Source organism: Castellaniella sp. S9 (assembly GCF_027257175.1).
GTDB lineage: Bacteria > Pseudomonadota > Gammaproteobacteria > Burkholderiales > Burkholderiaceae_B > Castellaniella.
Genome location: NZ_JAPFGD010000005.1, coordinates 1 through 24,023 on the forward strand (window position 1 = coordinate 1; position 24,023 = coordinate 24,023).

The 24,023-nt window shown below is 68.7% G+C and carries 19 protein-coding genes; 9 read left to right on the plus strand and 10 right to left on the minus strand.

What is annotated here, in order from left to right; all coding sequences use genetic code 11:
• Window positions 1-453 precede the first annotated feature (453 nt).
• Window positions 454-1,926 carry a ribonuclease G gene (gene rng / locus OOZ48_RS09010; RefSeq protein WP_269497438.1) on the plus strand — a complete coding sequence of 491 codons (1,473 nt, stop codon included), beginning with the start codon at window positions 454-456 and terminating at the stop codon, window positions 1,924-1,926.
• 55 nt (window positions 1,927-1,981) lie between these two features.
• Here rng and OOZ48_RS09015 read toward each other — a convergent pair whose 3' ends face one another.
• Window positions 1,982-2,413: a hypothetical protein gene (locus tag OOZ48_RS09015; protein WP_269497439.1), complete on the minus strand. Its 432-nt coding sequence runs from the start codon at window positions 2,411-2,413 to the stop codon at window positions 1,982-1,984.
• Window positions 2,414-2,500: 87 nt separating this feature from the next.
• The gene (gene msbA, locus OOZ48_RS09020) at window positions 2,501-4,288 is read right to left on the minus strand and encodes a lipid A export permease/ATP-binding protein MsbA (RefSeq protein WP_442867563.1); all 1,788 of its coding nucleotides are present in this window, start codon (window positions 4,286-4,288) and stop codon (window positions 2,501-2,503) included.
• 57 nt (window positions 4,289-4,345) lie between these two features.
• Here msbA and OOZ48_RS09025 point away from each other — a divergent pair, with 57 nt between their 5' ends.
• Both OOZ48_RS09025 and OOZ48_RS09030 read left to right on the plus strand, forming a co-directional pair.
• Entirely contained in the window at window positions 4,346-5,332 is a 987-nt protein-coding gene (locus OOZ48_RS09025) for a glycosyltransferase family 9 protein (protein WP_269497441.1), read from the plus strand.
• Window positions 5,329-6,093 carry a YdcF family protein gene (locus tag OOZ48_RS09030; RefSeq protein WP_269497442.1) on the plus strand — a complete coding sequence of 255 codons (765 nt, stop codon included), beginning with the start codon at window positions 5,329-5,331 and terminating at the stop codon, window positions 6,091-6,093. Before OOZ48_RS09025 ends, OOZ48_RS09030 begins: the two co-directional genes overlap by 4 nt.
• Here the strand turns inward: OOZ48_RS09030 and OOZ48_RS09035 are convergent.
• The 8 genes from OOZ48_RS09035 to hrpA all read right to left on the minus strand — a co-directional run bounded on the left by OOZ48_RS09035 (window position 6,069) and on the right by hrpA (window position 19,274).
• Window positions 6,069-7,259 (minus strand): glycosyltransferase family 4 protein, encoded by a 1,191-nt coding sequence (locus OOZ48_RS09035; protein WP_269497443.1) that lies wholly within the window; start codon window positions 7,257-7,259, stop codon window positions 6,069-6,071. The two genes, OOZ48_RS09030 and OOZ48_RS09035, sit on opposite strands and share 25 nt — an antisense overlap.
• Before the next feature lie 70 nt (window positions 7,260-7,329).
• Window positions 7,330-8,439, minus strand: coding sequence for a glycosyltransferase (locus OOZ48_RS09040; protein ID WP_269497444.1), 1,110 nt, complete (start codon window positions 8,437-8,439; stop codon window positions 7,330-7,332).
• A 4-nt stretch (window positions 8,440-8,443) separates the two neighbouring features.
• Window positions 8,444-9,211, minus strand: a complete 768-nt coding sequence (locus OOZ48_RS09045) for a polysaccharide deacetylase family protein (protein WP_269497445.1) — start codon at window positions 9,209-9,211, stop codon at window positions 8,444-8,446.
• A gap of 21 nt (window positions 9,212-9,232) precedes the next feature.
• Window positions 9,233-10,018 carry a glycosyltransferase family 2 protein gene (locus OOZ48_RS09050; protein WP_269497446.1) on the minus strand — a complete coding sequence of 262 codons (786 nt, stop codon included), beginning with the start codon at window positions 10,016-10,018 and terminating at the stop codon, window positions 9,233-9,235.
• A gap of 9 nt (window positions 10,019-10,027) precedes the next feature.
• Complete coding sequence (locus OOZ48_RS09055; RefSeq protein WP_269497447.1) at window positions 10,028-10,864, minus strand: polysaccharide deacetylase family protein; 837 nt, start codon at window positions 10,862-10,864, stop codon at window positions 10,028-10,030.
• Complete coding sequence (locus OOZ48_RS09060; RefSeq protein ID WP_269497448.1) at window positions 10,852-11,958, minus strand: glycosyltransferase family 4 protein; 1,107 nt, start codon at window positions 11,956-11,958, stop codon at window positions 10,852-10,854. Before OOZ48_RS09060 ends, OOZ48_RS09055 begins: the two co-directional genes overlap by 13 nt.
• Window positions 11,955-15,440, minus strand: coding sequence for a DNA polymerase III subunit alpha (gene dnaE / locus OOZ48_RS09065; RefSeq protein ID WP_269497449.1), 3,486 nt, complete (start codon window positions 15,438-15,440; stop codon window positions 11,955-11,957). The genes OOZ48_RS09060 and dnaE overlap by 4 nt, the downstream gene beginning before the upstream one ends.
• Before the next feature lie 24 nt (window positions 15,441-15,464).
• Window positions 15,465-19,274: an ATP-dependent RNA helicase HrpA gene (gene hrpA, locus OOZ48_RS09070; protein ID WP_269497450.1), complete on the minus strand. Its 3,810-nt coding sequence runs from the start codon at window positions 19,272-19,274 to the stop codon at window positions 15,465-15,467.
• Window positions 19,275-19,319: 45 nt separating this feature from the next.
• Here hrpA and argA point away from each other — a divergent pair, with 45 nt between their 5' ends.
• Genes argA through OOZ48_RS09100 form a run of 6 tightly spaced genes read left to right on the plus strand, consistent with a single transcriptional unit; the run spans window position 19,320 to window position 24,022 of the window.
• A complete protein-coding gene (gene argA, locus OOZ48_RS09075) occupies window positions 19,320-20,675 on the plus strand; it encodes an amino-acid N-acetyltransferase (protein WP_269497451.1) in 1,356 nt (451 codons plus the stop codon).
• Window positions 20,676-20,709: 34 nt separating this feature from the next.
• Entirely contained in the window at window positions 20,710-20,943 is a 234-nt protein-coding gene (locus OOZ48_RS09080; RefSeq protein ID WP_269497452.1) for a hypothetical protein, read from the plus strand.
• 31 nt (window positions 20,944-20,974) lie between these two features.
• Window positions 20,975-21,754, plus strand: coding sequence for a glycosyltransferase family 25 protein (locus OOZ48_RS09085; RefSeq protein WP_269497453.1), 780 nt, complete (start codon window positions 20,975-20,977; stop codon window positions 21,752-21,754).
• On the plus strand, window positions 21,751-22,818 hold the full coding sequence (gene rfbB / locus OOZ48_RS09090; protein WP_269497454.1) for a dTDP-glucose 4,6-dehydratase: 1,068 nt from the start codon (window positions 21,751-21,753) through the stop codon (window positions 22,816-22,818). Before OOZ48_RS09085 ends, rfbB begins: the two co-directional genes overlap by 4 nt.
• Window positions 22,818-23,723, plus strand: a complete 906-nt coding sequence (gene rfbD / locus OOZ48_RS09095) for a dTDP-4-dehydrorhamnose reductase (RefSeq protein ID WP_269497455.1) — start codon at window positions 22,818-22,820, stop codon at window positions 23,721-23,723. The genes rfbB and rfbD overlap by 1 nt, the downstream gene beginning before the upstream one ends.
• A gap of 26 nt (window positions 23,724-23,749) precedes the next feature.
• Window positions 23,750-24,022 carry an oxidative damage protection protein gene (locus tag OOZ48_RS09100; protein ID WP_269498177.1) on the plus strand — a complete coding sequence of 91 codons (273 nt, stop codon included), beginning with the start codon at window positions 23,750-23,752 and terminating at the stop codon, window positions 24,020-24,022.
• The last annotated feature ends 1 nt before the right edge of the window (window position 24,023 follow it).

Here is a 24,023-nt window from a genome sequence, read left to right on the forward strand (position 1 = left end):
CTGGATAAGCCCGCGATGATCGTCTGCACGCCTGATCCCTCAAGCGCCCACACTTATCGGCTGTTAAGTTGTTAAAGAGCAGTTGTGCCGCAATCAGCACAGAAGCGAAATTATGAACTATCCAGATCAACCTGTCAAGCGCCCAATCCGCCCGGCTTGCGCCGCCTTCGCCACCCGCCCCAAAAGATCAATCAAATCAATCCCTTGGATCATGCACCCAACCCGTCTTACCGGGTTAACCCGGGTGCCCCGGCTGCGAAGAAGCGTGACTATAGCACACCATTTTGAAAAGGGGCAAATCAAAAGCAGAATATCCAGAAAAAGACGACGGCGCAGCCGCGCGCCAAGCGCCCGCCCGGCGGGCGCCGGGACGCATGAAAGGCATAATATGCTCCTGAGCCCGGCGGCATGCCGCCGGGCGGGCCTTGCCGCCCACACCAGGCTTTCCAGACCATGACCGAAGACATCCTCATCAACGTCACCCCTTTTGAAACCCGCGTGGCCGTCACGGCCAACGGCATTGCCCAGGAGCTGCACATCGAGCGCAGCATCCAGCGCGGCCATGTCGGCAACCTGTACCTGGGCCGCGTCGCCCGGGTACTGCCCGGCATGCAAAGCGCCTTCGTGGACATCGGCCTGGAACGCGCCGCATTCATCCACGTCTCGGACCTGCGACAGAACCGCATGGGGCGCGCAGGGGCCGAGGCGGCGGCTGCGCCCACTCCCATCGAGAAACTGCTGTTCGAGGGGCAGTCCCTGCTGGTCCAGGTGATCAAGGATCCCCTGGGCACCAAGGGGGCGAGGCTATCGACGCACATCAGCATCGCCGGGCGCATGCTGGTCTACCTGCCGCACGAACCCCACATCGGCGTCTCCCAGCGCATCGGCCCGGAGGACGAGCGCAATGCGCTGCGCGACCGCCTGCAGGCCCTGCGGCCGGACGGCGAGGCCGGCGGCTTCATCGTCCGCACCCAGGCCGAAGGCGCCACCGACGAGGAACTGGCCGCCGACATCGCGTACCTGCGCATCCTGTGGGCCGAGATCCAGGCCCGGATCAAGCAGCAGCCGGCCCCCTCCGCCGTCTATACGGACCTGACCCTGGCGCAACGCGTCCTGCGCGACATGGTCTCGCCCGAGACCCATTCGATCGCGGTCGATTCGCGCGCCGTGACCCAGGAGCTGATCGACTGGGCCCGGCGCTACACCCCGTCCGTGGTCGAGCGCATCCACCACTACAGCGGCAACCGGCCGCTGTTCGACACCGCCAACGTGGACGAGGAAATCGCCCGCGCCCTGTCGCGCCGCGTCGACCTCAAGTCCGGGGGCTATCTCATCATCGACCAGACCGAGGCCCTGACCACAGTGGACGTCAACACGGGCGGCTACGTCGGCGGGCGCAACTTCGACGACACGATCTTCAAGACCAACCTCGAGGCCGCTGTGGCCATTGCGCGGCAACTGCGGCTGCGCAACCTGGGCGGCATCATCATCCTGGATTTCATCGACATGGACGACGAGGGCCACAAGGCCTCGGTCCTGGAGGAACTGAACAAGGCCCTGAGCCGCGACCGCACCCGCGTCACCGTGAGCAGCTTCAGCCAGCTGGGCCTGGTCGAGATGACGCGCAAGCGCACGCGCGATTCGCTGGCCCATCAGCTGTGCGAGCCCTGCCCCACCTGCGCGTCGCGCGGCAGCGTACGCACGCCGCGCACGCTGTGCTACGAGATCCTGCGCGAGATCCTGCGCGAGGCGCGCCAGTTCAACCCCAAGGAATTCCGGGTCGTCGCCGCGCAGGCCGTGATCGACCTGTTCCTCGAGGAGGAAAGCCAGCACCTGGCGATGCTGGGGGATTTCGTCGGCAAGCCGATTTCCCTGCAGGTCGAGGCATCGTACTCACAGGAGCACTACGACATCGTCCTGCTGTAAGGCGCCGCGGGGCCCGCCGGCCGTACGGCGCAAAAGCGCCTGACGCGGGCTGCGCTCAATGGCTGAACGAATTTTCCCAGCCCTCGGCGATGCCGCACACCTCGGGCTTCATCATCGCGCTGAACATCCGGTAGACGGTGTCCAGGCTGCCGGCATAGTAGCTGTAGGCCTTGGCGTTGACGCTGCGGTTGTGCAGCAGCACCAGGCTGATCACGACGCTGCGGTCCCAGCCGGCGTCGGGCGTCGGCCGGTAGACCACCCGCCCGTAGGCCGAGGTATCCGGCACCATCTCGAACACGAAGGTTTCGCCGCACAAGGCCTCGTGCTTGAACAAGGCCTGCTGAACCTGCGCAAAATCGACCGGCAGGCGCCGCCGCTCGGTCACCAGGTGCTCGGGCGTTTCGAGTTCGTTGATCGTCAGCCCACGGGGCTGGGCCGCGCAGGCCGCAAGACCGGCAATGAGGATCGAGGCTATCAGGGCTTTCATGGGGACTCCGTATCTGCGAACTGTCCGGACCCGCCCCGGTGAGCCGCCGAGGGTATCGAGCGGCGTGCCGGCGCCTGTCCGATGATTTCAGGCATCCTGGAACTGCATGCGGTAAAGGGACGCGTACAGCCCGCCGCGCGCCAGCAGGGCATCGTGCGTGCCTTGTTCGACGATGCGTCCGCGGTCCAGCACCACGATGAGGTCCGCCTTTTGCACAGTGCTGAGGCGATGGGCGATCACCAGCGTCGTGCGCCCCGCCATCAGGCGTTCGAGCGAGGCCTGCACCTGGCGCTCGGACTCATTGTCCAGGGCCGAGGTCGCCTCGTCCAGGATCAGGATGGGGGCGTCCTTGATCAGGGCGCGCGCAATCGCCAGGCGCTGGCGCTGGCCCCCGGAGAGCATGCTGGCGTTGCTGCCGACCTGCGTGTGCAGGCCCTCGGGCAGGCCGTCGACGAAATCCAGCAGGTTGGCCGCCTCGAGGGCGGCCCGGATGCGCGCCTCGTCGACCTCGCTGAGCGCGCCGTAGGCTACATTTTCGGCGATCGTGCCATCGAACAGCACGACGTCCTGGCTGACCAGCGAGAGCTGCGCCCTCAACGAGCGCAGCCGCAGGTCCGCGATATCGACGCCGTCGACCTGGATGGCGCCGGCCGAGGGCGACACGAAGCGCGGCAGCATGTTGACCAGGGTGGTCTTGCCGCTGCCCGAGCGGCCGACAAGGGCGACGGTCTGCCCGGGCCGGACCTCGAGGGTGACCTCGCTGAGCGTGTCGGTGGCCGCATCGGGAAAGCGATGGCTCACGCCGCGAAAACTGACCCGGCCCTGGCTGCGCCCCTCGATGCGCCGCATGCCGGTCTCGGTCTCCGTCGGCTCGTCGATCAGCGTAAAGACGCTTTCAGCCGCCACCAGCATGCGCTGCATGGCGCCCGCGATGTTGGTCAGGCGCTTCATCGGGTCGAAAATCTGGCCCAGGGCCGCCATGAAGGCGGCAAAGCTGCCCACCGTCAGGCCCTGGTGATTGGCCTGGTAGAGGGCCATGGCCACCACGGCCGCCACCGACAGCGCGACGAAGAACTGGGAAATCGGCGACATGGCCGCGTCCGAGCTGACCGCCCGCATGGCGAAGCGGCGCAGGCGCCCGTTGACATAGTCGAAGCGCGAGCGTTCGCGCTCGTAGCCGTCGAAGAGCTTGATGACGCGCTGGCCCGAGATGCCTTCGCCGACCACGCGGGTCAGTTCGGCGTTCATGTTGATGGTGTCGCGGTTGATGCGCCGCAGGCGGCGGATGAAGATCCGCGCCGTCACCACCGACAGCGGCAGCATCACCAGCACGATGAGGGTCAGTTGCCAGGACATGTACAGCAGCACGGCCAGCAGGGCGACGACGGTCAGCGACTCGCGCACGATCACCATGATGACCTCGGTCGCCAGGCCGCTGACGGTGCCGGCGTCGATGGTGAAGCGATTCAGCAGGCGGCCGTGGTCGCCGCGCCGGTAGGTCTCGTCGGACAGCCCGAGCAGGCGCTCGAACATGTCGCGCCGCAGGCCCAGCAGCATGTTGTTGGCAATCCAGGACAACAGATAGGTGCTGAAGAACGTGCAGACGCCGCGCAGCAGCATCAGGCCGATGACGGCCAGCGGGATGGACCAGACGTAGGACGGCCGCGCCCCCGAGAAGCCCTCGTCGAGCAGCGGCTTCATGATGACCGCCAGCACCGGCTGGGTGGCGGAGGCGATCGTGACCAGGAGCAAGGCCACCAGGGCGGCCTTCCAGTCCTTGCCCAGACGGCCATAGATGCGCCGCCACAGGACGAATTTCGGGGGGTGGCCATCGGCCGCTTGCACTCGTTCGGACTTCACCCGAGGCACTCTCATTTATACTTGGGAATCATGCATTTTAGCCTGCGCCGCGCGGGCTTCAGTGATACCACCATGCCAGTCCCTGCCACGTCCGCCATCCAGGCCCTCTACGTCCGCCTGCCGAATTGGGTCGGGGACGTCTGCATGAGCCTGCCGAGCCTGGATGCGCTCATCGCCACGGGCGTGCCGGTGGTGGTCTGCGCCCGACCATGGGCGCGGGATCTGCTCTCGGCCTACGACCTGGCCGGCTTCGTGCCGATGGCGGGCAACTGGCGCGCCGACCGCAGCGCCGTGCACGCCTGCCGCAGAAAATCCCGCCACGCCCGCACCGTCGGACTGCTGCTGCCGGACTCGCTGTCCAGCGCGCTGGTATTCCGCTTTGCCGGGGTGCCGTGCGCGGGCTATCGCGACGACGGCCGCAGCCTGATCCTGCGTTGGCCCGTCGCCAAGCCCCGTGCGCCGGTGCATGCCGTGCGGTCCTGGTTCCATCTGACCCGACACGCGCTGGAGCGCTGGGGCCTGCCGCCCGGCCCGCCGGCACCGGCACCAGAACTGACCTGGCAAGCGGCCGGCTCGCATATCCAGGATGGGCGCGCGGCGGTCGAGGCGGCCGGCGTGGCGGACATGCCCTTCGTGCTGATCGCCCCCACGGCCGTGGGCTTGCACAAGGGCCGGATCAAGGTGTGGCAGGGCTTCGATTCCCTGACCCGCTCGCTGCAGGCGCGCGGCTACCCGGTGCTGATGGCGCCGCCGCCGGCCGAGCGCGAGGCGGCGCTCGCGGCGGCACCCACGGCGCAATGCCTGCCGCCCATGCCGCTGGGCGCCTTTGCCGTGCTGACCCGCCTGGCCGCCTTGTCGATTTGCAACGACTCGGGGGTCTCGCATCTGTCCGCCGCTGCCGGCGCCCGCCAGATCACCCTGTTCGGCGTCACCGATCCCGCACGCACCGGACCCTGGTCGCCCACGGCCGTCCGGATGGGCGGGCCGGACGCCTGGCCGGCCGCGCCCGACGTGCTCTCTACCGCCCTGACCCTTCTTGACCGTCCGAAAGTCGCATGAATGTCAACAACCTGCTGGCCAACCTGATCGTCCCGCTGAACTTGTCCGTCACGCTGCTGCTGTTGGCCGCCATCCTGTTCATGGTTCGCTGGCGCAAGACCGCGGCGCTGATCGCCGTGGGGGCCGTCGGCTGGGTGCTGTTCTGGTCGCTGCCCACGTCCTCGCTATGGGCCGGCGGCCTGCTCGAACAGCGCTACCCCTATATCCAGGCCGACCGGCAGCCCGTCGAGCAGGCCATCGTGGTCCTGGGGGGCAACACGGCCAACAACCGCGACAACTGGTTCGAACCCTATGACCGCTCGACCGCCGTGTCGCGCATCGAGACCGCGCTGAAACTCTATGAGGCAGGCCGCGCGCCGCTCATCGTCGTCTCGGGCGCCGCGCTGGATGGCGGCCAGAGCGAGGCGCACATGATGGCCATGGCCCTGAGCAACCAGGGCGTCCCCTCGCATGCGATCATCCAGGAAGACCACAGCTTCACGACACGCGAGAACGCCGTCTACACCGCCGAGGTGCTGCGCCGCCTGAATATCGACCGGATCCTCCTGGTGACCTCGGCCCTGCACATGCCGCGCGCGATGGCAAGCTTCCAGAAAACCGGCCTCACGCCGACCGCAGCCCCCTCGCCGCCCCAGATCGTGGTGCCCGAGCAGCCCGATTTTTCATTCTGGTCACCCGACCTGCGCACGCTGGATGCCAGCCGCTCGATCGTCAAGGAATACCTGGGGATGCTCGTCTACTGGCTGCGCGGCTGGATCTGAGCCGCCTCGCGCTCGCACAGGATCGCCGCGTACAGATCCTGGTACTGGCGCGCCACCTCGGGCCAGGCGTGACGCTCGAGCAGCCGTTGCGCGCCCTCGGCCAGCGTATCCCGCAGCCCCGCATCGCTGCGCAGACGTCCGATGGCCTCGGCCAGTTCGTCCGGCCGCTCGGGATGCGAGATCACCAGGGCATCCTCGCCCGGGCGCACGTACTGTGCGAATCCGCACCAAGGCGCCGGGCTGAGCACCACCGGCAGCCCGAATGACATGGCCTCCAACGGTGCCATCCCGAAACTGTCGTTCAGGGTGGGATGCACGTAACAGTCCGCGGCCTGGTAGTAAGGGGCGACGTCCGAGGTCTCGCCGACCAGGCGGACGCGCGCCCGCACCGCCTCGGGCGCCTCGCGCACCCGGTCGCGGGCGGCGGCATTGGCACCCACCACCAGCAGATGGACCTCGCGGGGCAGGCGCTCCAGCGCCTGGAGCACCGTGGGCAGGCCCTTGCGCATCGGGTTGCGGGCGACCAGCAGACAGACATGGGCGTCCTCGTCCAGTTCCAGTTCGCCGCGCACGGCGGCCCGCCGGTCGGGCAGCCCCGCGCCGGGACGGGAAACACCGGGCGGGATCACCGGCACGCGCATCCGGGCACCGTAGGCTTGCGACAATTGGTGGGCGATCAGCGAGGACACCGCCACCACCCGGTGCCCAGGTCGGGGCGCCACGCGCCGGGCCTCGAGGCCCAGGTAGGCCCGCACGCGGGGACTGACGGCCGAGAGCATGCGCCGCAGTGCAGACATGGGCTGGACGCGCCAGCGGTAGCGCACTGGAGTGACGTGCACCACCTCGACGTCGCCGCACCAGCCGTTCATGTGCGAATGAACGATGTCGAAACCGGAACGGGTCGCGCGCGCGGCGCGCCGGGCGAACAATAGGACCCGGATCCAGCTTGGCCAACGGCGGCCGACCGCGATCGGCCGGAAAGGCAGGTCCAGGCCGCAGGCGGCATCGTATTCGCGGGCAAAGACAGTGACTTGATGGCCCGCGGCGGAGAGCTCGCGCATCAGTGCCACCCCGTAGGCTTCGGCCCCGCCGAAGCGCGCGCCGAAGCGATCGACGACAAAGGCGATCGCCAGAGGCCGGGCGGGGGAGGACGCGGGATCAGGCATGGCCTGGAGAGCGCCGCGCCGGACAAACGGGGATAGGGCTCATGGGCGGATTATATCGGCCGGATCCGCGTCACGCGCAGACCTCGCGATAGAAATCCATCGTCCGCCGCGCAAAGACGGGCATGGAAAAGAGCGCGAGCGCACGGTCGCGGGCGGACTGGACAACGCCCGGGCGGATCGGGGGCGCATCGAGGCGTTCCAGCAACCAGCCACGCAGGGCGTCCACATCGCCCTTGGGCACCACCCAGCCGTCCTCGCCGTGGCGAACCAATTCCGGCAGGCCGCCGGCATCGGACACCAGCGTCGGCAGGCCCATGGCCAGGGATTCGCAAGCGGCATAGGAACCGGCCTCGTGCAAGGACAGTACAAAGCCGACGTGGCTGGCCGCGAGCACCCGGCGGGGATCCTCGAGCTGACCCGGAAAGACCACGATGTCCTCCATGCCCCGTTCACGGACCTCCTGCCGCAGGGATTCGGGCGGCGGGTCCCCGGCAATCAACAGGCGCACGCGCATGCGCGCCGCCTGCGGCAGGCGTGCCAGGGCCCGCACGAGAAAAATCCAGCCTTTGTCCCGATCCGTGCCGCCCACGCTGCCGAGCACCAGCGCATCCTCGGACAGCTCGCCCAGCAGTTCCTCGCGCGCCTGGGCCACCGCCCCCGGCGACGGCGGCGCGAAGTGGTCGGTATCCACCCCCAGGCGGATGGTCCGTACCGGCAGCCGTCCATAAGGCGGCGCCTGCAACTGGCGGCTGACGAAGTCGCAGACGCCGATGGCGCCGTCCGTGCCCCACCGAGCCCTGATCCAGTTGCCGGGGCTGCGCACGGATTTGGTATTGTGCTTGGTCCACACGATGCGCGGCGCACGGCGCAGGCCGAGGCGCGCCAGCATCACCTGCCGATGATCGGCGGACCCGTTGACGTGCACGACGTCGAAGGCGCCCTCGCGCAACAGGCGCCTGAGCCAACAGACCTCGACCAGCATCGGCCACAGGCGCGTGCTGTAGACCGCATCCACGCGGCGCACCCCCGGAATCCCGCCGGCCAGTGCGTACAAGCGGCTCGTGCCGGGCGTTGCCAGCGTGATCTCATGCTCGCCCTGGAAGGAACGGGCCAGATTCATGATGTAGGGGGCGTGGCCGCCGCTGCCTTTCGGATGGAAGTTGGTATAGAGGATTCTCATAGGATCACGAGGCGCGCGGGCCGGGTCCCGTCGCGGCGTTCGCCCGTTCGGCCTGGATGCGCTTGCGGTCCTCGAGCCGCGTCAGGGATTTCAGCAGGAAGCGCGGCAGCAATGTGGAGCGCACGACCGCCACGCGCGGCAAGGCGAAGGGGTCGTCGTCCGGGCGCACCAGCCCGCGGGCGGTGGTCGTGGCGCTATGGTAGCCGCTGTCGCGCACGCAGTCCGCCAGCGCCGGGGTGAATTTGCCGTAGGGGTAGCAGAACGCGGTGACGGGCGCGCCCGCGAGCTGTTCCAGGGCATCGCGGGAGTCCCGGATCTCGTTGATGGCCAGTTCCGGGGAAATACGCGGCAGCACGGGGTGGTTCAAGGTATGGGAGCCCACCTCGTGACCCGCCGCGACCCAGGCCCGCACCCCCTGGGCGTCCATCAAGGGCGACGGCGGCACGCCTTCGTCGCGGTCCCAGACATTCGAGCCGCCCAACTGGCGCGCGACGAAATAATTGGTCGCATGAAAGCCGCAATCCTCGAGGATCGGCACGGCGTGGTCCAGGACGTTGCAATAGCCGTCGTCGAAGGTAATGCCCACGACCTTGCCGTGTTTTTCGCCACGCAGATACGGCATGAGCTGAGCCATCGACAGGCCGCGGTAGCCCAGGCGGCGCAGCCACAGCATCTGCCGGCGGAAATCCCGCGGATGCACGGTCAGGCCCCGGTAAGGGGTGCCGCGCGGGGCGGGTTCCCCGATCTGGTGGTACATGAGGATGGGAATCATGGGTCGATTATATCGACCGGTTCACGGGCCCGATCCGCGGCCCAGCCGGTACAGCTTCACATAGCGGTAAAAACTGCCCGTCGCGGCCATTCCGGCCAGCACCAGGCCCTGCCAGCCGTCCAGGAAACCCCGCCGCAAGAGGTAGTGGCGGATGAAGGTCCAGGCCGCATGCCCGAAGGGCCCCAGCACGCCGGTACGCCGGCCCCGCGCGTAGGCCGCGCGCGCCGCCTCGGTCGAATAGCGGTTGATCTTGTCGATGAAGACCTCGAGGCTGGCGTAGGGATAGTGCAGGAAATGCCCGGCCAGCGTGCCGGTCCGGCCCCGCACCTCGACCCGTTCATGGACGGGCGCGTCGGTGAAGCGTCCCGCGTCGCGGCGGAACAGCCGGACCACGTAATCCGGCCACCAGCCGCTATGGCGGATCCAGCGGCCGCAGAAGTCCGACAATCGCGCGATCCGGTAGGCTTCGGCCTGCGGCGCGCGCAGCGCGGCCTCGATGGCCCGCGCCAGTTCGGGCGTGACCCGCTCGTCGGCATCGATCGACAACACCCACTCGCCCGTCGCCAGCGCCAGGGCGCGGTTCTTCTGGGGTCCGAATCCGGGCCAGTCCGCCGACACCTCGACCCGTGCGCCGCGGGCGCGCGCCATGTCGCAGGTCTGGTCGGTGCTGCCCGAGTCCAGGACGATGAGCTCGTCGGCAAACGCCACGGAATCGAGGCAATCGCCGATATGGGCGGCTTCGTTCCGGGTGATGACGATGACCGACAGGCGGGGGCCGTCGGCAGCCGTGTCGCGCGCGTTCGCCATGGAAGCCGCCTAGAGTCGCAGGCCGCGCTTCCAGCGCTTCCAGCGGTTGAAGACGGGGCCGATCAGCGGGTGGGCGGCGACTTGGATGCGCCGGCCCACCGAGGCGCCCGTGGTGTCCCGGACGGCGAAACGATAGATGTGCAAGGGGTCGGCGCCCGGCAGATTGCGGCCGAAGGCCTGCGTCGTGTAGAGATAGCGAAAGCCCGCGCGCTGCGCGATATCGACGTAGTCGGCGTCGAAATAGCCCTGGGGCCAGCACAGGTGCGGCGAGGCCTCGCCCAGGCGCCGTGCCAGGCTGGCGCGCGACTGAGCCAGTTCGTCGGCCATGCGGGCGTTCTTGCCGGCGGGCTCGGTCTGATCCCAGCGGGTGTGCGTATGGGTATGGCTGTGGAATTCGATCAGGCCTTCCGCGCGCAGGGCTTCGATTTCGGACCAGCGCAGCATCACCTCGTCGGCCCGGCCGTCGGCGATGCGCCGCTCGCATTCGCGGTGCTCGGGCGCCTCGGGCAAGGGGCGGCCCTGGCCCATGAAAGGCCGCGGCGGCCCGTCGCCGATCCAGCCGGTCACGACAAACACCACGGCCTTCATCCCGTAGCGCCGCAGCACAGGCGCCGCGTACACCCAATTGTCGAGGTAGCCGTCGTCGAACGTGATCAGCACCGAGCGGCGCGGCGCGCCGCCCTCGCGCAGGTGGCGGGCGAACGCGTCGGCCCCCAGGGTGGTGTAGCCATGCCTGGCCAGCCAATCGAGCTGGTCGGCGAAGTGCTCGGGCGTGGCGGCGATCATGCCTGCGCCCGGGCGGATGTGGTGGTACATGAGCACCGGGACGGTGACTACGGATGCCATGCCAGTTCCTCCAGCCAACGCAGGTAGCACGCCTCGGTCTCGCGCCCCAGGGCCTCCCGGGTGAAACGGCCGTCCTCGAGGCAATAGCGCCGCCCCGCGGCGCCCATGCGCGCGCGCAGCGCGGGATCGCCGATCAGCCGATCCAGGGCCGCGGCCAGCGCCGGAATGTCGAACAGCGGCACCAGCAGGCCGCTGGCGCCCTCCTCCATCATCTCGGGCACGCCGCCGACCCGGGTGCCGACCACGGGCACGCCGGCCGCGCCCGCCTCGACGAAGGCCGTGCCCGAGGCCTCGATGTGCGTGGCCAGGGCGAAAATGTCGAAATCGGGCAGCAGGGCCGGCACATCGCCGCGATTGCCGAGCAGATGGATGCGCCCGTCCAGCCCCAGGGCGCGAACGTGGTCGCGCAATTGCTCGAGCGCCGGCGAGCCGCCGCCGACGATCACCAGGTGCAGGCCCGCATGGCGCGCGAACAGGGGCTGCATGGCCTCGATCAGCTGGGTGTGCCCTTTTTCCTTGCGCAGCACGCCCACGCTGCCGACCACCACGGCCTCGGGCCCGAGCCCCAGTTCGGACCGCAACACGGGCGCCGGCATGGGATCGGGAAAATCGACGGCCGGATAGACGACCGCCGCATGGCCCGGCGGCACGCCGCGCTGGATCAGGTGGCGGCGCACGAACTGGCTGGCCGCGATCACGCGCTTGGGCACACGGGTATAGGACAGCAGGGATCCGACCGGCTTGGCCAGGTGCCGCGTGCGCACGATCAGCGGCACCCCGGCCAGCCGCGCGGCGGCGCCCACCAGCAAGGTGTCCCGGCGGCTGTGGGTATTGACCACGTCGAAGGCGCCGCGCCGCAGCAGTCGCACCAGCCAGGGCAAGCCCTTGAGATGGTTCCAGGCGCCGTCCATGGCCAGGGTGTCCACCTGGAAGCCCGCCTCACGCAAGGCCGGCGCCAGCCGGGCGTTGGGCTGGCAGACGGCCTGCGCCTGGTGGCCGCGCGCGCGCAGCGCGTGCAGCAGGCGGACGATGTACTGTTCCTGGCCGCCGAACCCGGTGGCGGCCTCGGCATGCAGGATGCGCAGCGGCCTCATCCGTAGTTCACCTGGACGTTGTCGGCCGACAGCCAGCGGCGCGCGCCGGCAATGAGCTCGTCGTCCATGCGCACCCGCCAGTCATCGCCCAGCCGCAGGGCGCAGGAAAACGCCGGCCGGCGCAGCCGGATCTCGACCGGGACGCCCTCCTCGTCCGACTGTGCGCGCCAGGGCTCGAGCAGGTCGCGCAGGCGGCGCGCGTCGGGCGCCTCGGGCAGCACCAGGCGCAAGGAGTGCGCGCGCGATTCGCGGATGCGCTGCAGGTCGTAGAGATCGTCGGCCGATATCCGCAATCCGCCCGAATAATCGTCATGGCTGACCCGGCCATGGATCACCAGCAGGCGGTCCTCCTTGAGGCGCTGGCGGTATTGTTCGTAGAGCTCGTTGAAGATCGCCACCTCGACCTGGGCCGTCCCGTCGTCGAGCAGCGCATACAGCATGCGGCCGCGGCGCGTCATGCGCGGACGCACCGCGGCCAGCACCCCGGCGATCCATTGCGGCCCGCGCGACGGCGCCAGCCGCGCCAGCGGCGTGGGCGCCACGCGCCGCACCTCGTCGCGCCAGGCATCGAACAGGTGGCCGCTGAAGTAAAAGCCCAGCGCCGCCTTTTCCTCGGTCAGGCGGGTCTGCAGGTCCCAGGGCGTCACGCGGGCGAGTTCGCCCGCGACCACCTGGCCGGCGTCGTCGTCGAACAGCGACACCTGGTTGGCATTGCGCTCGGCCTGCTCGGCCGCCTCGATGGCGCTGCCCAGCGTCGCGAGCAGCGCCGCGCGGTTGGGCTCGAGCGTGTCGAAGGCCCCGGCGCGGATCAGGGCCTCGATGCAGCGGCGATTGACCGTGTGGCGGTCGACGCGCGCACAAAAATCGAACAGGCTGGCGAACGGCCCGCCCTCTGCGCGTGCACGCAGGATTTCCTCGACCGCGGACTGGCCCGTGCCCTTGACCGCCCCCAGTCCATAGCGAATGGTGCGCGGCGGCTTGCCGCGCGCGGTGTGCTCGTCCTCGACGGGCTCGAAGCGATAGGCCGAGGCGTTGACGTCGGGCGGCAGCACGACCACCTTGTTGGCCACCGCATCGCGCCAGAACACCTGGACCTTGTCGGTGTCGTCCATGTCCGAGAGCATGGTGGCGGCGAAGAACTCGGCCGGATGGTAGGCCTTGAGCCAGGCCGTCTGGTAGGAGATCAGGGCGTAGGCGGCCGAATGGCTCTTGTTGAAACCGTAGCCCGCGAACTTTTCCATCAGGTCGAACAGATGGGCGGCCAGGTCGGGGTCGTACCCCTTGGCGGCCGCGCCCTCCTGGAAGATCACCCGGTGCTTGGCCATTTCCTCGGGCTTTTTCTTGCCCATGGCTCGGCGCAGCAGGTCGGCGCCGCCCAGCGAATAGCCGCCGATGATCTGCGAAATCAGCATCACCTGTTCCTGGTAGACGATGACCCCGTAGGTGCTCTTGAGGACGGGCTCGAGGTCCGGATGGAAGTAATCCACCTCGGCGCGCCCGTGCTTGCGGTTGACGAAGTCCACCACCATGCCCGATTCCAGCGGACCCGGCCGAAACAGCGCCAGCAAGGCGATCACGTCCTCGAAAGTGTTGGGCTGCATGACCTTCAGCAGCTCCTTCATGCCGCGCGATTCCAGCTGGAACACCGCCGTGGTGTTGGCCTCGGCCAACAGGGCATAGGTGCCTGCATCGTCCAGCGGCAGGCTCATGAGATCGAAATCGCGCTGGCCGGGATTGAATTGGCGCACGTAGCGCACGGCCCAATCCAGGATCGTCAGGTTGCGCAGGCCCAGGAAGTCGAACTTGACCAGTCCGGCCGCCTCGACGTCGTCCTTGTCGAATTGCGAGACCACGCTGGACTCGCTGCCCGGCTGGCAATACAGCGGACAGAAATCGGTGAGTTTGCCGGGGGCGATCAGCACCCCGCCGGCGTGCATGCCGATATTGCGCGTCAGGCCTTCGAGCGGGCGCGCCAGGTCGACCAGCGCGCGGATTTCCTCGTCGCTGTCGTAGCGTTCCTTGAAAGCGGGTTCGTTCTCGAGGGTGCGATCCAGCGTCCAGGGGTCCGCCGGATTGAAGGGGATCATCTTGGAGAGGTTGTCGCAGACGCTGTAGGGCATCTCGAGCACCCGTCCCACGTCGCGCACCACCGCCTTGGCGCCCAGCGTGCCGAAAGTCGCGATCTGGCTGACGGCCTCGCGGCCATACTTTTCCTTGACGTAGTCGATCACGCGCTCGCGGTTGTCCTGGCAGAAATCCACGTCGAAGTCCGGCATGGAGACCCGCTCCGGATTCAGGAAGCGCTCGAACAGCAAGTCGTAGCGCAAGGGATCCAGGTCGGTGATGCCCAGGCTGAAGGCCACCAGGGAACCCGCGCCCGAGCCGCGCCCCGGACCCACCGGCACGCCGTGGCCCTTGCCCCAGTTGATGAAGTCCTGCACGATCAGGAAATAGCCCGGGAAGCCCATGTCGATGATGGTCTTGCACTCGAGCTCGAGCCGTTCGCGATAGGCCGGCGCGCAGCGCGCCCGTTCCGCCTCGTCGGGATAGAGCTGCAGCAGGCGCCGGTCCAGTCCCTGGCGGGCGAGCTCGTGCAGATAATCGTCCAGCGTCACGCCGTCGGGCGTCGGAAAGCGCGGCAATTGCGGCTGGCCGAGCTGCAGGGTGAGGTTGCAGCGCTTGGCGATCTGCACGGTATTGGCCAGCGCCGACGGCACGTCGGCGAAGCGCCGCGCCATCTCGGCGCTGTCGGGCATGTATTGCTCGGGGGTGAAGCGGCGCACCCGTCGCGGATTGCCCAGCAGTTCGCCCTCGGCGATGCACACCCGCGCCTCGTGCGCCCGGAAATCGGCCTGCTCGATGAACTGGATCGGATGGGTGGCCACGACCGGCAGGCCTTCGGCCGAAGCCAGCCGCAGGGCGGCCTGCACGTAGGCCTCGTCGCCATCGAAGCCCGCGCGCTGCAGTTCGATGAAATAACTGCCGGGAAAGTCGGCCGCCCAGCGGCGGGCCAGCCGCGCGGCGTCATCGGCACGGCCGGCCTCGAGCGCCTGGCCCACGTCCCCGGCCCGCCCGCCCGACAGGACGATCAGGCCGCTGGCGCCGTCGAGCCATTCGCGTCGGACCTCGGCGCGCCCCCGGTAGCCGTTCCCGGTCCAGGCGCGCGAGAGCAGGTCGCACAGGGCCAGGTAGGATTCATGGCCGCCGGCCAGCAGCACGATCCTGTGGGGCTTGTCGCGATCGTCCGGGTTCTGCAGCCAGACGTCGCAGCCGGCGATGGGCTTGATCCCCGCCTTGCGCGCCGCCCGGTAGAACTTGATCAGGCCGAACAGATTGCCCAGGTCGGTGAGGGCCAGCGCCGGCTGGCCGAAGGCCACCGCCCGCCCCACGAGGTCGGGGATGCGCGCGATGCCGTCGACCACCGAAAATTCGGAGTGGCTGCGCAGATGGACGAACAAGGGGGTGTCTGGGCTCGTGGTCATGGTCGGATTGTACCCATCCGGCCGTCAGCGCGGCATCGCGGACCAGGCCTTCTGCAGGCGCTTGACCGACACCGGAAACGGGGTGCGCAGCGTCTGCGCAAAAAGCGCCACGCGCAGTTCCTCGAGCTGCCAGCGAAAGGTCTCGAGCTGCTGGTCCGGCGCCCCTTTCAGGGCGGCGCGCGCGCGCTGCCAGGGCTGGAGCAGGGCGGCGATCTCGGCCATCGAGCGCGCGTCGCGCGCGGGATCCTCGCGCAGCTTGTCGACGCGCATCTGCGCGGCCTTGAGATAGCGCGGGAAATGGCGCAGTTGTTCGTACGGCGTATCGCGCAGGAACCACTTGCCCACCAACGCCGCTTCCTGGCAGCGCAGGTCCTCGTGCGCCTCGGGCCAGGGCCGCGCCTGGGGCAGTTTTTTGTGCAGTGCCGCGCGCTCGGCCAGGATCTGTCCGGCCAGCCGGGCGATCTCCTGGGCGAGCAGGCCCAGCCGCCCCTTGCCCTGCTCGCGGCGCTGCTCGAAACTGTCGGCATCCTCGGGCCAGGGTTCAGCCAGGCAGGCCTGGTCCAGGGCGCAGTCGATGATCTGGTCGCGCAGTTCCTGCTGCGTCCCCAGGTCCATGTACAGCATGCCCATGCGGGTCAGCTCGGGCAGGTTCTTCTCCAGAAACCGGACCTGCTCGCGCAAGGCGATGCGGAACAGGCGGCGCAGACCGGCCCGGTGCGCGCGCCGGGCCTCGCGCGGGTCGTCGAACACGTCCAGGTCGCAGGAATCGCCCCGATCCCGCAACGCCGGATAACCGATGAAGGACTGGCCCTTGCGGTGGATCTCGAGCAATTCGGGCAGCGGCCCGAAGGTCCAGGCGGTCAGGCCCTCGTGGTCCAAGGCCTGCGCCACCTCGCGGTCATGCGCGGCGACCTGCTGGAACGACGCCTGGGCCTCGCGGCCGTGTTCGGCGCGCAGCTGGTCCAGGCTGCGCCCGCCCGAGAGCATCCGGCCGTGTTCATCGACCACCTTGAAATTCATGAACAGATGCGCGGGCAGCGTCTCGAGCTTGAAGTCCGCCGCCTGCACACGCAGTTTGCACTGCGCCCAGATATCCTGGACCAGGGCCTCGAGCAGGCCGATGTCGGGATCCGCGGCACGCTCGAACCAACGCTCGTGGAAACCCGCGGCATAGTCGGGCAGCGGCACGCAATGGCGCCGCAGTCTTTGCGGCATGGATTTCAGCAGCAGGTGGACTTTCTCCTTGAGCATGCCCGGCACCAGCCACTCGCAGGCGGCCGCGTCGATCTGGTTGAGTGCGTACAGCGGGACGGTGAGCGTCATGCCGTCGCGCGGCGAGCCCGGCTCGAAGTGGTAGTCCACGGCCATCTCGACGCCCGCGCGCTTGAGCCGGCGGGGAAACACATCGGTCGTCACACCGGCCGCGTCGTGGCGCATCAGATCCTCGCGCGTCAGCTTCAGGCGCGCGGCCGCCGCGGCGTCCAGTCCCCGGACCCATTTTTCGAGGGTGGCGGTCTGGCAGACGTCGGCCGGGATCTGCTGTTCGTAGAACGCCTGGATCAGGGCGTCGTCGACCAGGATGTCGGGTCGTCGGCTCTGGTGCTCCAGCCGCTCGATCGAGGCGATGAGCTTGCGATTGTGGGCGACGAAGGGCAAGGGCGTGTCGATGTCGCCGGGCACGAGCGCGTCGCGGATGAAGATCTCGCGCGCGGCCGCCGGATCGATGCGGCCGTAATGCACCCGGCGCCCCGAGTACACCGGCAGGCCGTGGACCGTGCCACGCTCGTTGGCGACCACCTGGCCCGCCTTTTTTTCCCAGCGCGGGTCCGACCATGCGCGCCGCAGCAGGTGAGCCCCGGCACGCTCGATCCAGGCCGGTTCGATGCGCGCCACGCAGCGCGCGTACAGGCGCGTGGTCTCGACCAGCTCGCCGGCCAGGATCCAGCGCCCGGCTTTCTTTTGCAGGGGTGACCCGGGATGGATGGCGAAGCGGATGTCGCGCGCGCCCTGGTACAGGTTCGCATCCTCGCCCTTCATGCCGATGTTGCCCAGCAAGCCCGCCAGCAGCGCCATGTGGATCTGCTCGACCGTCGCCGGGGCCTGGTTCAGCCGCCAGCCCTGTTCGCGCGCCAGCGTCAACAATTGCACCTGGGTGTCGCGCCATTCCCGCAGCCGCACGGGCGAGAGGAAATTGGCGCGCAGCCGCTCGACGAGCTTGCGCTGCGAGCCCTTGTGCGCGACCTGTTCGCCATACCAGGCCCAGAGCTTGAGCCACGACATGAACTCGGACTGCTTGTCGTTGAACTTGGCATGGGCGGCCTCGGCCGCCTCGCGCGCCTGCAGCGGGCGGTCGCGCGGGTCCTGCACCGACAGGGCCGCGGCAATGACGAGGATCTCGGCCAGGCACTGCTGCTCGTGCGCGGCCAGGACGATGCGCGCGACGCGCGGATCCACCGGCAGGCGGGCCAGTGAGCGGCCGACCGGCGTCAAGCGATTGCCCGCATCCAGGGCGCCCAATTCCTGCAGCAACTGGTAGCCGTCGGCCACCGCGCGGCCGCTGGGCGGATCGACGAATGGAAAAGCCTCGACGTCGTCCAGCCGCAGCGCCTTCATGCGCAGGATCACCGAGGCCAGCGACGAACGCAGGATCTCGGGGTCGGTGAAGGCCGGCCGGCGCTTGAAGTCATCCTCGGCGTACAGTCGCAGGCACACGCCGGGGCCGATGCGCCCGCAGCGCCCCGCGCGCTGGTTGGCCGAGGCCTGGCTGATCGGCTCGATGCGCAATTGCTCGACCTTGCTGCGCCAGGAATAGCGCTTGATGCGCGCCAGGCCGCTGTCGACCACGTAGCGGATGCCCGGCACCGTCAGCGAGGTCTCGGCGACGTTCGTGGCCAGCACGATGCGGCGCGCATTGCCGCGCGGGTGAAAGATCTGCTCCTGTTCGGCGCGCGACAGGCGGGCGTACAGGGGCAGGATGACGGCGCCCGCGGGGTGGCGCTTGCGCAGCGCCTCGGCGCACTCGCGGATTTCCCGTTCGCCGGGCAGGAATACCAGCACGTCGCCCGTGCCGTGGCGGGCGCACTCGTCCACGCCATCGGCCACCGCGTCGATCAGGTCGCGCTCCTCGTCGCGCGCAGTCGGCACCGCGCCGCCCTCGCCCTGGACCGTGGGCGCCATGACCGGCCGGTACAGGATGTCCACGGGATACAGCCGGCCCGACACCTCGATGACCGGCGCGGCTTGTTCCGGCGTGCCGAAATGACGGGCGAAGCGCTGGGCGTCGATCGTGGCCGACGTGATGATCAGCTTCAGGTCGCGGCGGCGGGCCAGCAGCTGCTTCAAAAAGCCCAGCAGGAAGTCGATGTTCAGGCTGCGCTCGTGCGCCTCGTCGATGATCAGCGTGTCGTAGCGGCGCAGCAGCGGATCGCGTTGCGATTCCGCCAGCAGAATCCCGTCGGTCATGAGCTTGATGGCCGTGGAAGGCCCCGCCCGTTCGCTGAAGCGGATCTGGTAGCCGACCCAGTCGCCGATCTCTGTGCTCAGTTCCTCGGCCACGCGCTGCGCCACCGAGGTCGCGGCCAGCCGCCGGGGCTGGGTATGGCCGATCATCCCCCGGCGGCCGCGCCCCAGTTCGAGGCAGATCTTGGGCAACTGGGTGGTCTTGCCCGAGCCCGTCTCGCCGCAGACGATCACCACCGGGTGTTCGGCGATCGCGCGCGCGATGTCCTCCCGACGGGCGCTGACGGGCAGTTCCTCGGGATAATTCAGGGCCGGCAATGGCCGGTCGGCGGCGGGCGGCGCGGCGCGCCGCGATGATTTCTGGGATGCGTCCATGAACGGTCATTATAATTTTGGCTGGATTCTTTTACGGCACCGCCCATGACGACGCCAGACACCGACACCTATTCCGCCCAGGACGCCCCTGAATTCGCCCCCGCGCAATTCGTGCGCTGGTTCCGCGAGGTCGCGCCGTACGTGCACGATTTCCGGGGCAAGACCTTCGTGGTGGCCTTCGGCGGGGAACTGATCAACGACGGTGCGCTCGAGCCGCTGGTGGCCGACTTGTCCTTGTTGTCGGCGCTGGGCATCCGGCTGGTGCTGGTCCACGGCTCGCGTCCCCAGGTCAACGAACAGCTGCGGCTCAAGGGCTACCCCATCCAGTTCGGACGCGGCGTCGAGCCCACCGGCGCCGAGGCCCTGGAATGCGCCAAGGAGGCCGCGGGCGAGATCCGCCTGGACATCGAGGCCGCCTTCAGCCAGGGCTTGCCCAATACGCCGATGTCGCACGCCAAGATCCGCGTCATTTCCGGCAACTTCGTCACCGCGCGTCCGGTCGGCGTCATCGACGGCGTGGACTACAAGCGCGCCGGCGCGGTGCGCAAGCTCGACATCGACGCGATGCGCAACATCATCGGCCAGGGCGCCATCGCCCTGCTCTCGCCGCTGGGCTTCTCGCCCACGGGCGAGGCCTTCAACCTCGCCATGGAGGACCTGGCCACCAGCGCGGCGGTCGCCCTGCGCGCGGAAAAGCTCATCTTCCTGACGCAGGGCCGGACGATCACCGAGCAGGACGGTTCGGTGGATACGGAACTGGCCCGCAAGGACGCCGACGAGATCCTGGCGCAAAACACTCTCGACGAGGACACCAGTTCATTCCTGCGCCATGCCTCGCTGGCGATCAAGCGGGGCGTGGCGCGTGCGCACCTGGTGCCCTATACGCTGGACGGCAGCATCCTGCTGGAAATCTTCACCCACGACGGCGTGGGCACGATGGTGGTCGAGGACACCCTCGAGGATTTGCGCCCCGCGGTCGCCGACGACGTGGGCGCCATCGTCCAGCTCATCGAGCCGCTCGAGGCGGACGGCACGCTGGTGCCGCGCGGCCGCGCCACCATCGAGCGCGAGGTGGAACGCTTCACCGTGCTCGAGCACGACGGCGTGATCTACGGCTGCGTCGCCCTGATTCCCTACCTGGACGAGGGCATGGCCGAGATGGCCTGCCTGATCGTCCAGCAGGAATGGCAGGGCACGGGCGACGGCGAAATGCTGCTGCGCCACGCCGAATCGCGCGCGCGCGCCATGGGCGCACGCCGGCTGTTCGTGCTGACCACCCGAACCTCGCACTGGTTCATCAAGCGCGGCTTCGTCCAGGGTGGGGTTTCCGATCTGCCCAAGGAAAAGCAGGCGCACTACAATCGATCGCGCAACAGCCTGGTCTTCATCAAACGGCTCTAGGGTCTGTTCACACTAATTAAGGAGTCGCGAAGCCATGAAAAATCTGGCTGAACAAGGCGCCTGGCGCAGCGCGTATGTCCATACGCGCAAGACGGGCAACGCAGGGCAGGCGGATTTTTCATGGCTTCCCGCAGGGTTGGGTCTGAACGCCGCCGCCCGCTGCGTTGCCCTTCCTCGCAAGGCATTGAGCCTTGCTGCGGTGGACGCCTTGCGCTCGACAGCGTTCAGACCCAACGCGATCTCCTTAATTAGTGTGAACAGACCCTAGGCCCGCACCAGGCGCCACCCGCGCATCCGCCATGACCGACGCCCGCATTCCGATCCGCATCGTCAACCTGCCCTCGCGCGCCGATCGGCGCGCGCAGGTCTCTGCCCAGATGGTCGCACTGGGCGATCATCCGTATCGCTTTTTTCCGGCGGTGCACGGCACGCTGCAGCCGGACCACCCGCTGTTCCGGCATTACGACCCCGCCGCGCGCCGGCGGGTCAAAGGCAGCGGCAATCCGCTCAAGCCCTCGCAACTGGGCTGCTTCGCCAGCCACTACCTGCTGTGGCAGGAATGCGTCGAATCGGACTGCCCGCTGATCGTCATCGAGGACGACGCCGTCCTGCGGCCGAATTTCGGGGATTTCCTCGCCCACGCACCCGCCATCGCGCAGCATTGGCCGCTGGTGTGGCTGCACGGCAACGACAAGCCGGGGCGCGACCCCAGCGTCGCGATCGAACGCGCCGGGCCTTTCGTGCTGCACAAGAAACTCAAGGGCCACTTCCGCACCGTGGCCTACCTGATCACGCCGCAGGGCGCCGCCACCCTGCTGCGCCATTGCGAGACCTGGATCTATCCGGTGGACGACACCATGATTCGCTTCTACGAACACGGCGTCGAATCGATCGCGCTGCAGCCCCCCTGCGTGACGCACGACGACGACTCGGCCTCCGACATCACCGGCCCCGCCACCCGCGCGCGGCGCAGCCTCGGCGACAAGCTGCGGCGCGAGGCCTTCAAGCTGCGCGACAACCTGCGCAAGACCGTCCACAACACCGTGTTCCGCCTGCACCACCGGCGCCTGCGGACATGAAGATCCTCGTCACCGGAGGCGCCGGATTCATCGGCTCGGCCCTGGTCCGCCATCTGATCCTCGATACCGGCCATTCGGTGGTCAACGTCGACAAGCTGACCTACGCGGGCAATCTCGAATCCCTGCGCCCGATCGGCGAGGATCCGCGCCACGTCTTCGAGCAGCTCGACATCTGCGACGCCGGAGCCATGGCGCGCGTCTTTGCGCAGCACCGGCCCGACGCCGTGATGCACCTGGCGGCCGAATCCCACGTGGACCGGTCGATCGACGGCCCGGCGGCCTTCATCCAGACCAATATGGTCGGCACCTATACGCTGCTGGAAGCCGCCCGTCGCTATTGGGATTCCCTGGATGCCGGCGCGCGCGCTGCCTTCCGCTTTCACCACGTCTCGACGGACGAGGTGTACGGCGACCTGGGCGCGGACGGCGGGCTATTCACCGAGTCCACGCCCTATGCGCCCAGTTCGCCCTATTCCGCCAGCAAGGCCGGGGCCGACCACCTGGTGCGCGCCTGGCACCGGACCTACGGCCTGCCCGTCCTGGTCAGCAACTGCTCCAACAACTACGGGCCCTACCACTTTCCGGAAAAACTCATCCCCCTGACGATCCTCAACGCCCTCGAAGGCCAGCCGCTGCCAGTCTACGGCGCGGGCCTGCAGGTGCGCGACTGGCTGTACGTCGAGGACCACGCGCGCGCCCTGCGGCGGGTGGTCGAGGACGGCGCGCCGGGACGCACCTACAACATCGGCGGGCACAACGAGCAGCGCAACATCGACGTGGTCCGGGCGATCTGCGCGCTGCTCGAGGAACTCGTCCCGGCAGCCGCCCAAGGCCGGCGCCCCTATGCCGAGCTGATCACCCACGTCGCCGATCGGCCGGGCCACGATATCCGCTACGCCATCGACGCCGGCAGGATCGGGCGCGAGCTGGGCTGGACGCCCGTCGAAACCTTCCAGACCGGACTGCGCAAGACCGTCCGCTGGTATCTGGACCATCTGGACTGGTGCCGCAACATCCAGGATGGCGGCTACCGGCGCGACCGGCTGGGCATGGGCGCGCACTGATGCCGGGCCGCCTGCGCATCCTGGTGACGGGCGCCGGCGGGCAGCTGGGCCGGTCCCTGCGGGCACTGGCCGACCCCTTGCCGCCATCGGCCACCCTGGCATTCGCCGACCGGCGGATGCTGGATGTCAGCCGGGCCGGCAGTATCGACGCCTGGCTGGACCGCAACCCGGCCGACGTCGTCATCAACGCAGCCGCCTACACCGCCGTCGACCGCGCCGCCGCCGAGTCCGAGCAGGCCATGGCCGCCAATGCCCAGGCCCCGGGCCTGCTGGCGCAGGCCTGCGCACGGCGCGGCGCACGCCTGCTGCATGTCTCGACGGATTACGTGTTCGACGGCCGCGCCGGGCGCCCCTATACCGAGGACGATCCCGTCAATCCCCTCAACACCTATGGACTGAGCAAGCTCGAGGGCGAGCGCCGCGTGCTGGCCCATGCGCCCGACAGCCTCGTGCTGCGCACCGGTTGGGTCTTCAGCGCCTACGGCGGCAACTTCGTCAAGACCATGCTGCGACTGGCCCGCGAACGCGACACGCTGCGGGTCATCGACGACCAGGTCGGCGGCCCCACCTGGGCGGGCGATCTGGCGCGCACCCTGCTGGCGCTGGCGACACGTCCCGCCATCCCCGGCGGCATTCTGCATTTCAGCGGCACGCCCTGGACGAGCTGGCATGGATTCGCCCGGGAAATCCTGGATCAGGCGCTCGGCAAGGGCCTGATCGGGCGCCTGCCGGCATTGGGCCCGATGGCCGCGCGCGACTGGCCCTCGCCCGAACCCCGACCGGCCGACAGCCGCCTGGACGGCACCCGGCTGGCCGCTCTGCTGAACCTGCCGCCCTGCGATTGGCGCCCGGGCCTGGCGCGGACGCTGGACGCGCTGGCGCGGGATGCCGACGGGCTACAATGAGCGCAGCACACTATCTGGAGTCCGCCATGGCCCGCATGATCCACTGCCGTAAATTGAACCGCGAGGCCGAAGGGCTGGACTATCCGCCCTATCCCGGGGACTTGGGCGTGCGCATCTGGCGCGAGATTTCGAAGGATGCCTGGGCCAAATGGCTGGACATCCAGACGCGGCTGGTCAACGAAAACCACCTGAGCCTCGCGGACGCCGAGGCCCGGAAATTCCTGTCCGGCCGGATGCAGGCATTCCTGTTCGAGGACCAGGACGTCGAGGCCCAGGGCTACGTGCCGCCGGGCGCCTGAG

Excerpts from the sequence above, each read along its gene's own strand:
- rng (WP_269497438.1), top strand. The coding sequence starts at position 454 with ATGACCGAAGACATCCTCATCAACGTCACCCCTTTTGAAACCCGCGTG.
- OOZ48_RS09015 (WP_269497439.1), bottom strand. The coding sequence starts at position 2,413 with ATGAAAGCCCTGATAGCCTCGATCCTCATTGCCGGTCTTGCGGCCTGC.
- msbA (WP_442867563.1), bottom strand. The coding sequence starts at position 4,288 with ATGAGAGTGCCTCGGGTGAAGTCCGAACGAGTGCAAGCGGCCGATGGC.
- OOZ48_RS09025 (WP_269497441.1), top strand. The coding sequence starts at position 4,346 with ATGCCAGTCCCTGCCACGTCCGCCATCCAGGCCCTCTACGTCCGCCTG.
- OOZ48_RS09030 (WP_269497442.1), top strand. The coding sequence starts at position 5,329 with ATGAATGTCAACAACCTGCTGGCCAACCTGATCGTCCCGCTGAACTTG.
- OOZ48_RS09035 (WP_269497443.1), bottom strand. The coding sequence starts at position 7,259 with ATGCCTGATCCCGCGTCCTCCCCCGCCCGGCCTCTGGCGATCGCCTTT.
- OOZ48_RS09040 (WP_269497444.1), bottom strand. The coding sequence starts at position 8,439 with ATGAGAATCCTCTATACCAACTTCCATCCGAAAGGCAGCGGCGGCCAC.
- OOZ48_RS09045 (WP_269497445.1), bottom strand. The coding sequence starts at position 9,211 with ATGATTCCCATCCTCATGTACCACCAGATCGGGGAACCCGCCCCGCGC.
- OOZ48_RS09050 (WP_269497446.1), bottom strand. The coding sequence starts at position 10,018 with ATGGCGAACGCGCGCGACACGGCTGCCGACGGCCCCCGCCTGTCGGTC.
- OOZ48_RS09055 (WP_269497447.1), bottom strand. The coding sequence starts at position 10,864 with ATGGCATCCGTAGTCACCGTCCCGGTGCTCATGTACCACCACATCCGC.
- OOZ48_RS09060 (WP_269497448.1), bottom strand. The coding sequence starts at position 11,958 with ATGAGGCCGCTGCGCATCCTGCATGCCGAGGCCGCCACCGGGTTCGGC.
- dnaE (WP_269497449.1), bottom strand. The coding sequence starts at position 15,440 with ATGACCACGAGCCCAGACACCCCCTTGTTCGTCCATCTGCGCAGCCAC.
- hrpA (WP_269497450.1), bottom strand. The coding sequence starts at position 19,274 with ATGGACGCATCCCAGAAATCATCGCGGCGCGCCGCGCCGCCCGCCGCC.
- argA (WP_269497451.1), top strand. The coding sequence starts at position 19,320 with ATGACGACGCCAGACACCGACACCTATTCCGCCCAGGACGCCCCTGAA.
- OOZ48_RS09080 (WP_269497452.1), top strand. The coding sequence starts at position 20,710 with ATGAAAAATCTGGCTGAACAAGGCGCCTGGCGCAGCGCGTATGTCCAT.
- OOZ48_RS09085 (WP_269497453.1), top strand. The coding sequence starts at position 20,975 with ATGACCGACGCCCGCATTCCGATCCGCATCGTCAACCTGCCCTCGCGC.
- rfbB (WP_269497454.1), top strand. The coding sequence starts at position 21,751 with ATGAAGATCCTCGTCACCGGAGGCGCCGGATTCATCGGCTCGGCCCTG.
- rfbD (WP_269497455.1), top strand. The coding sequence starts at position 22,818 with ATGCCGGGCCGCCTGCGCATCCTGGTGACGGGCGCCGGCGGGCAGCTG.
- OOZ48_RS09100 (WP_269498177.1), top strand. The coding sequence starts at position 23,750 with ATGGCCCGCATGATCCACTGCCGTAAATTGAACCGCGAGGCCGAAGGG.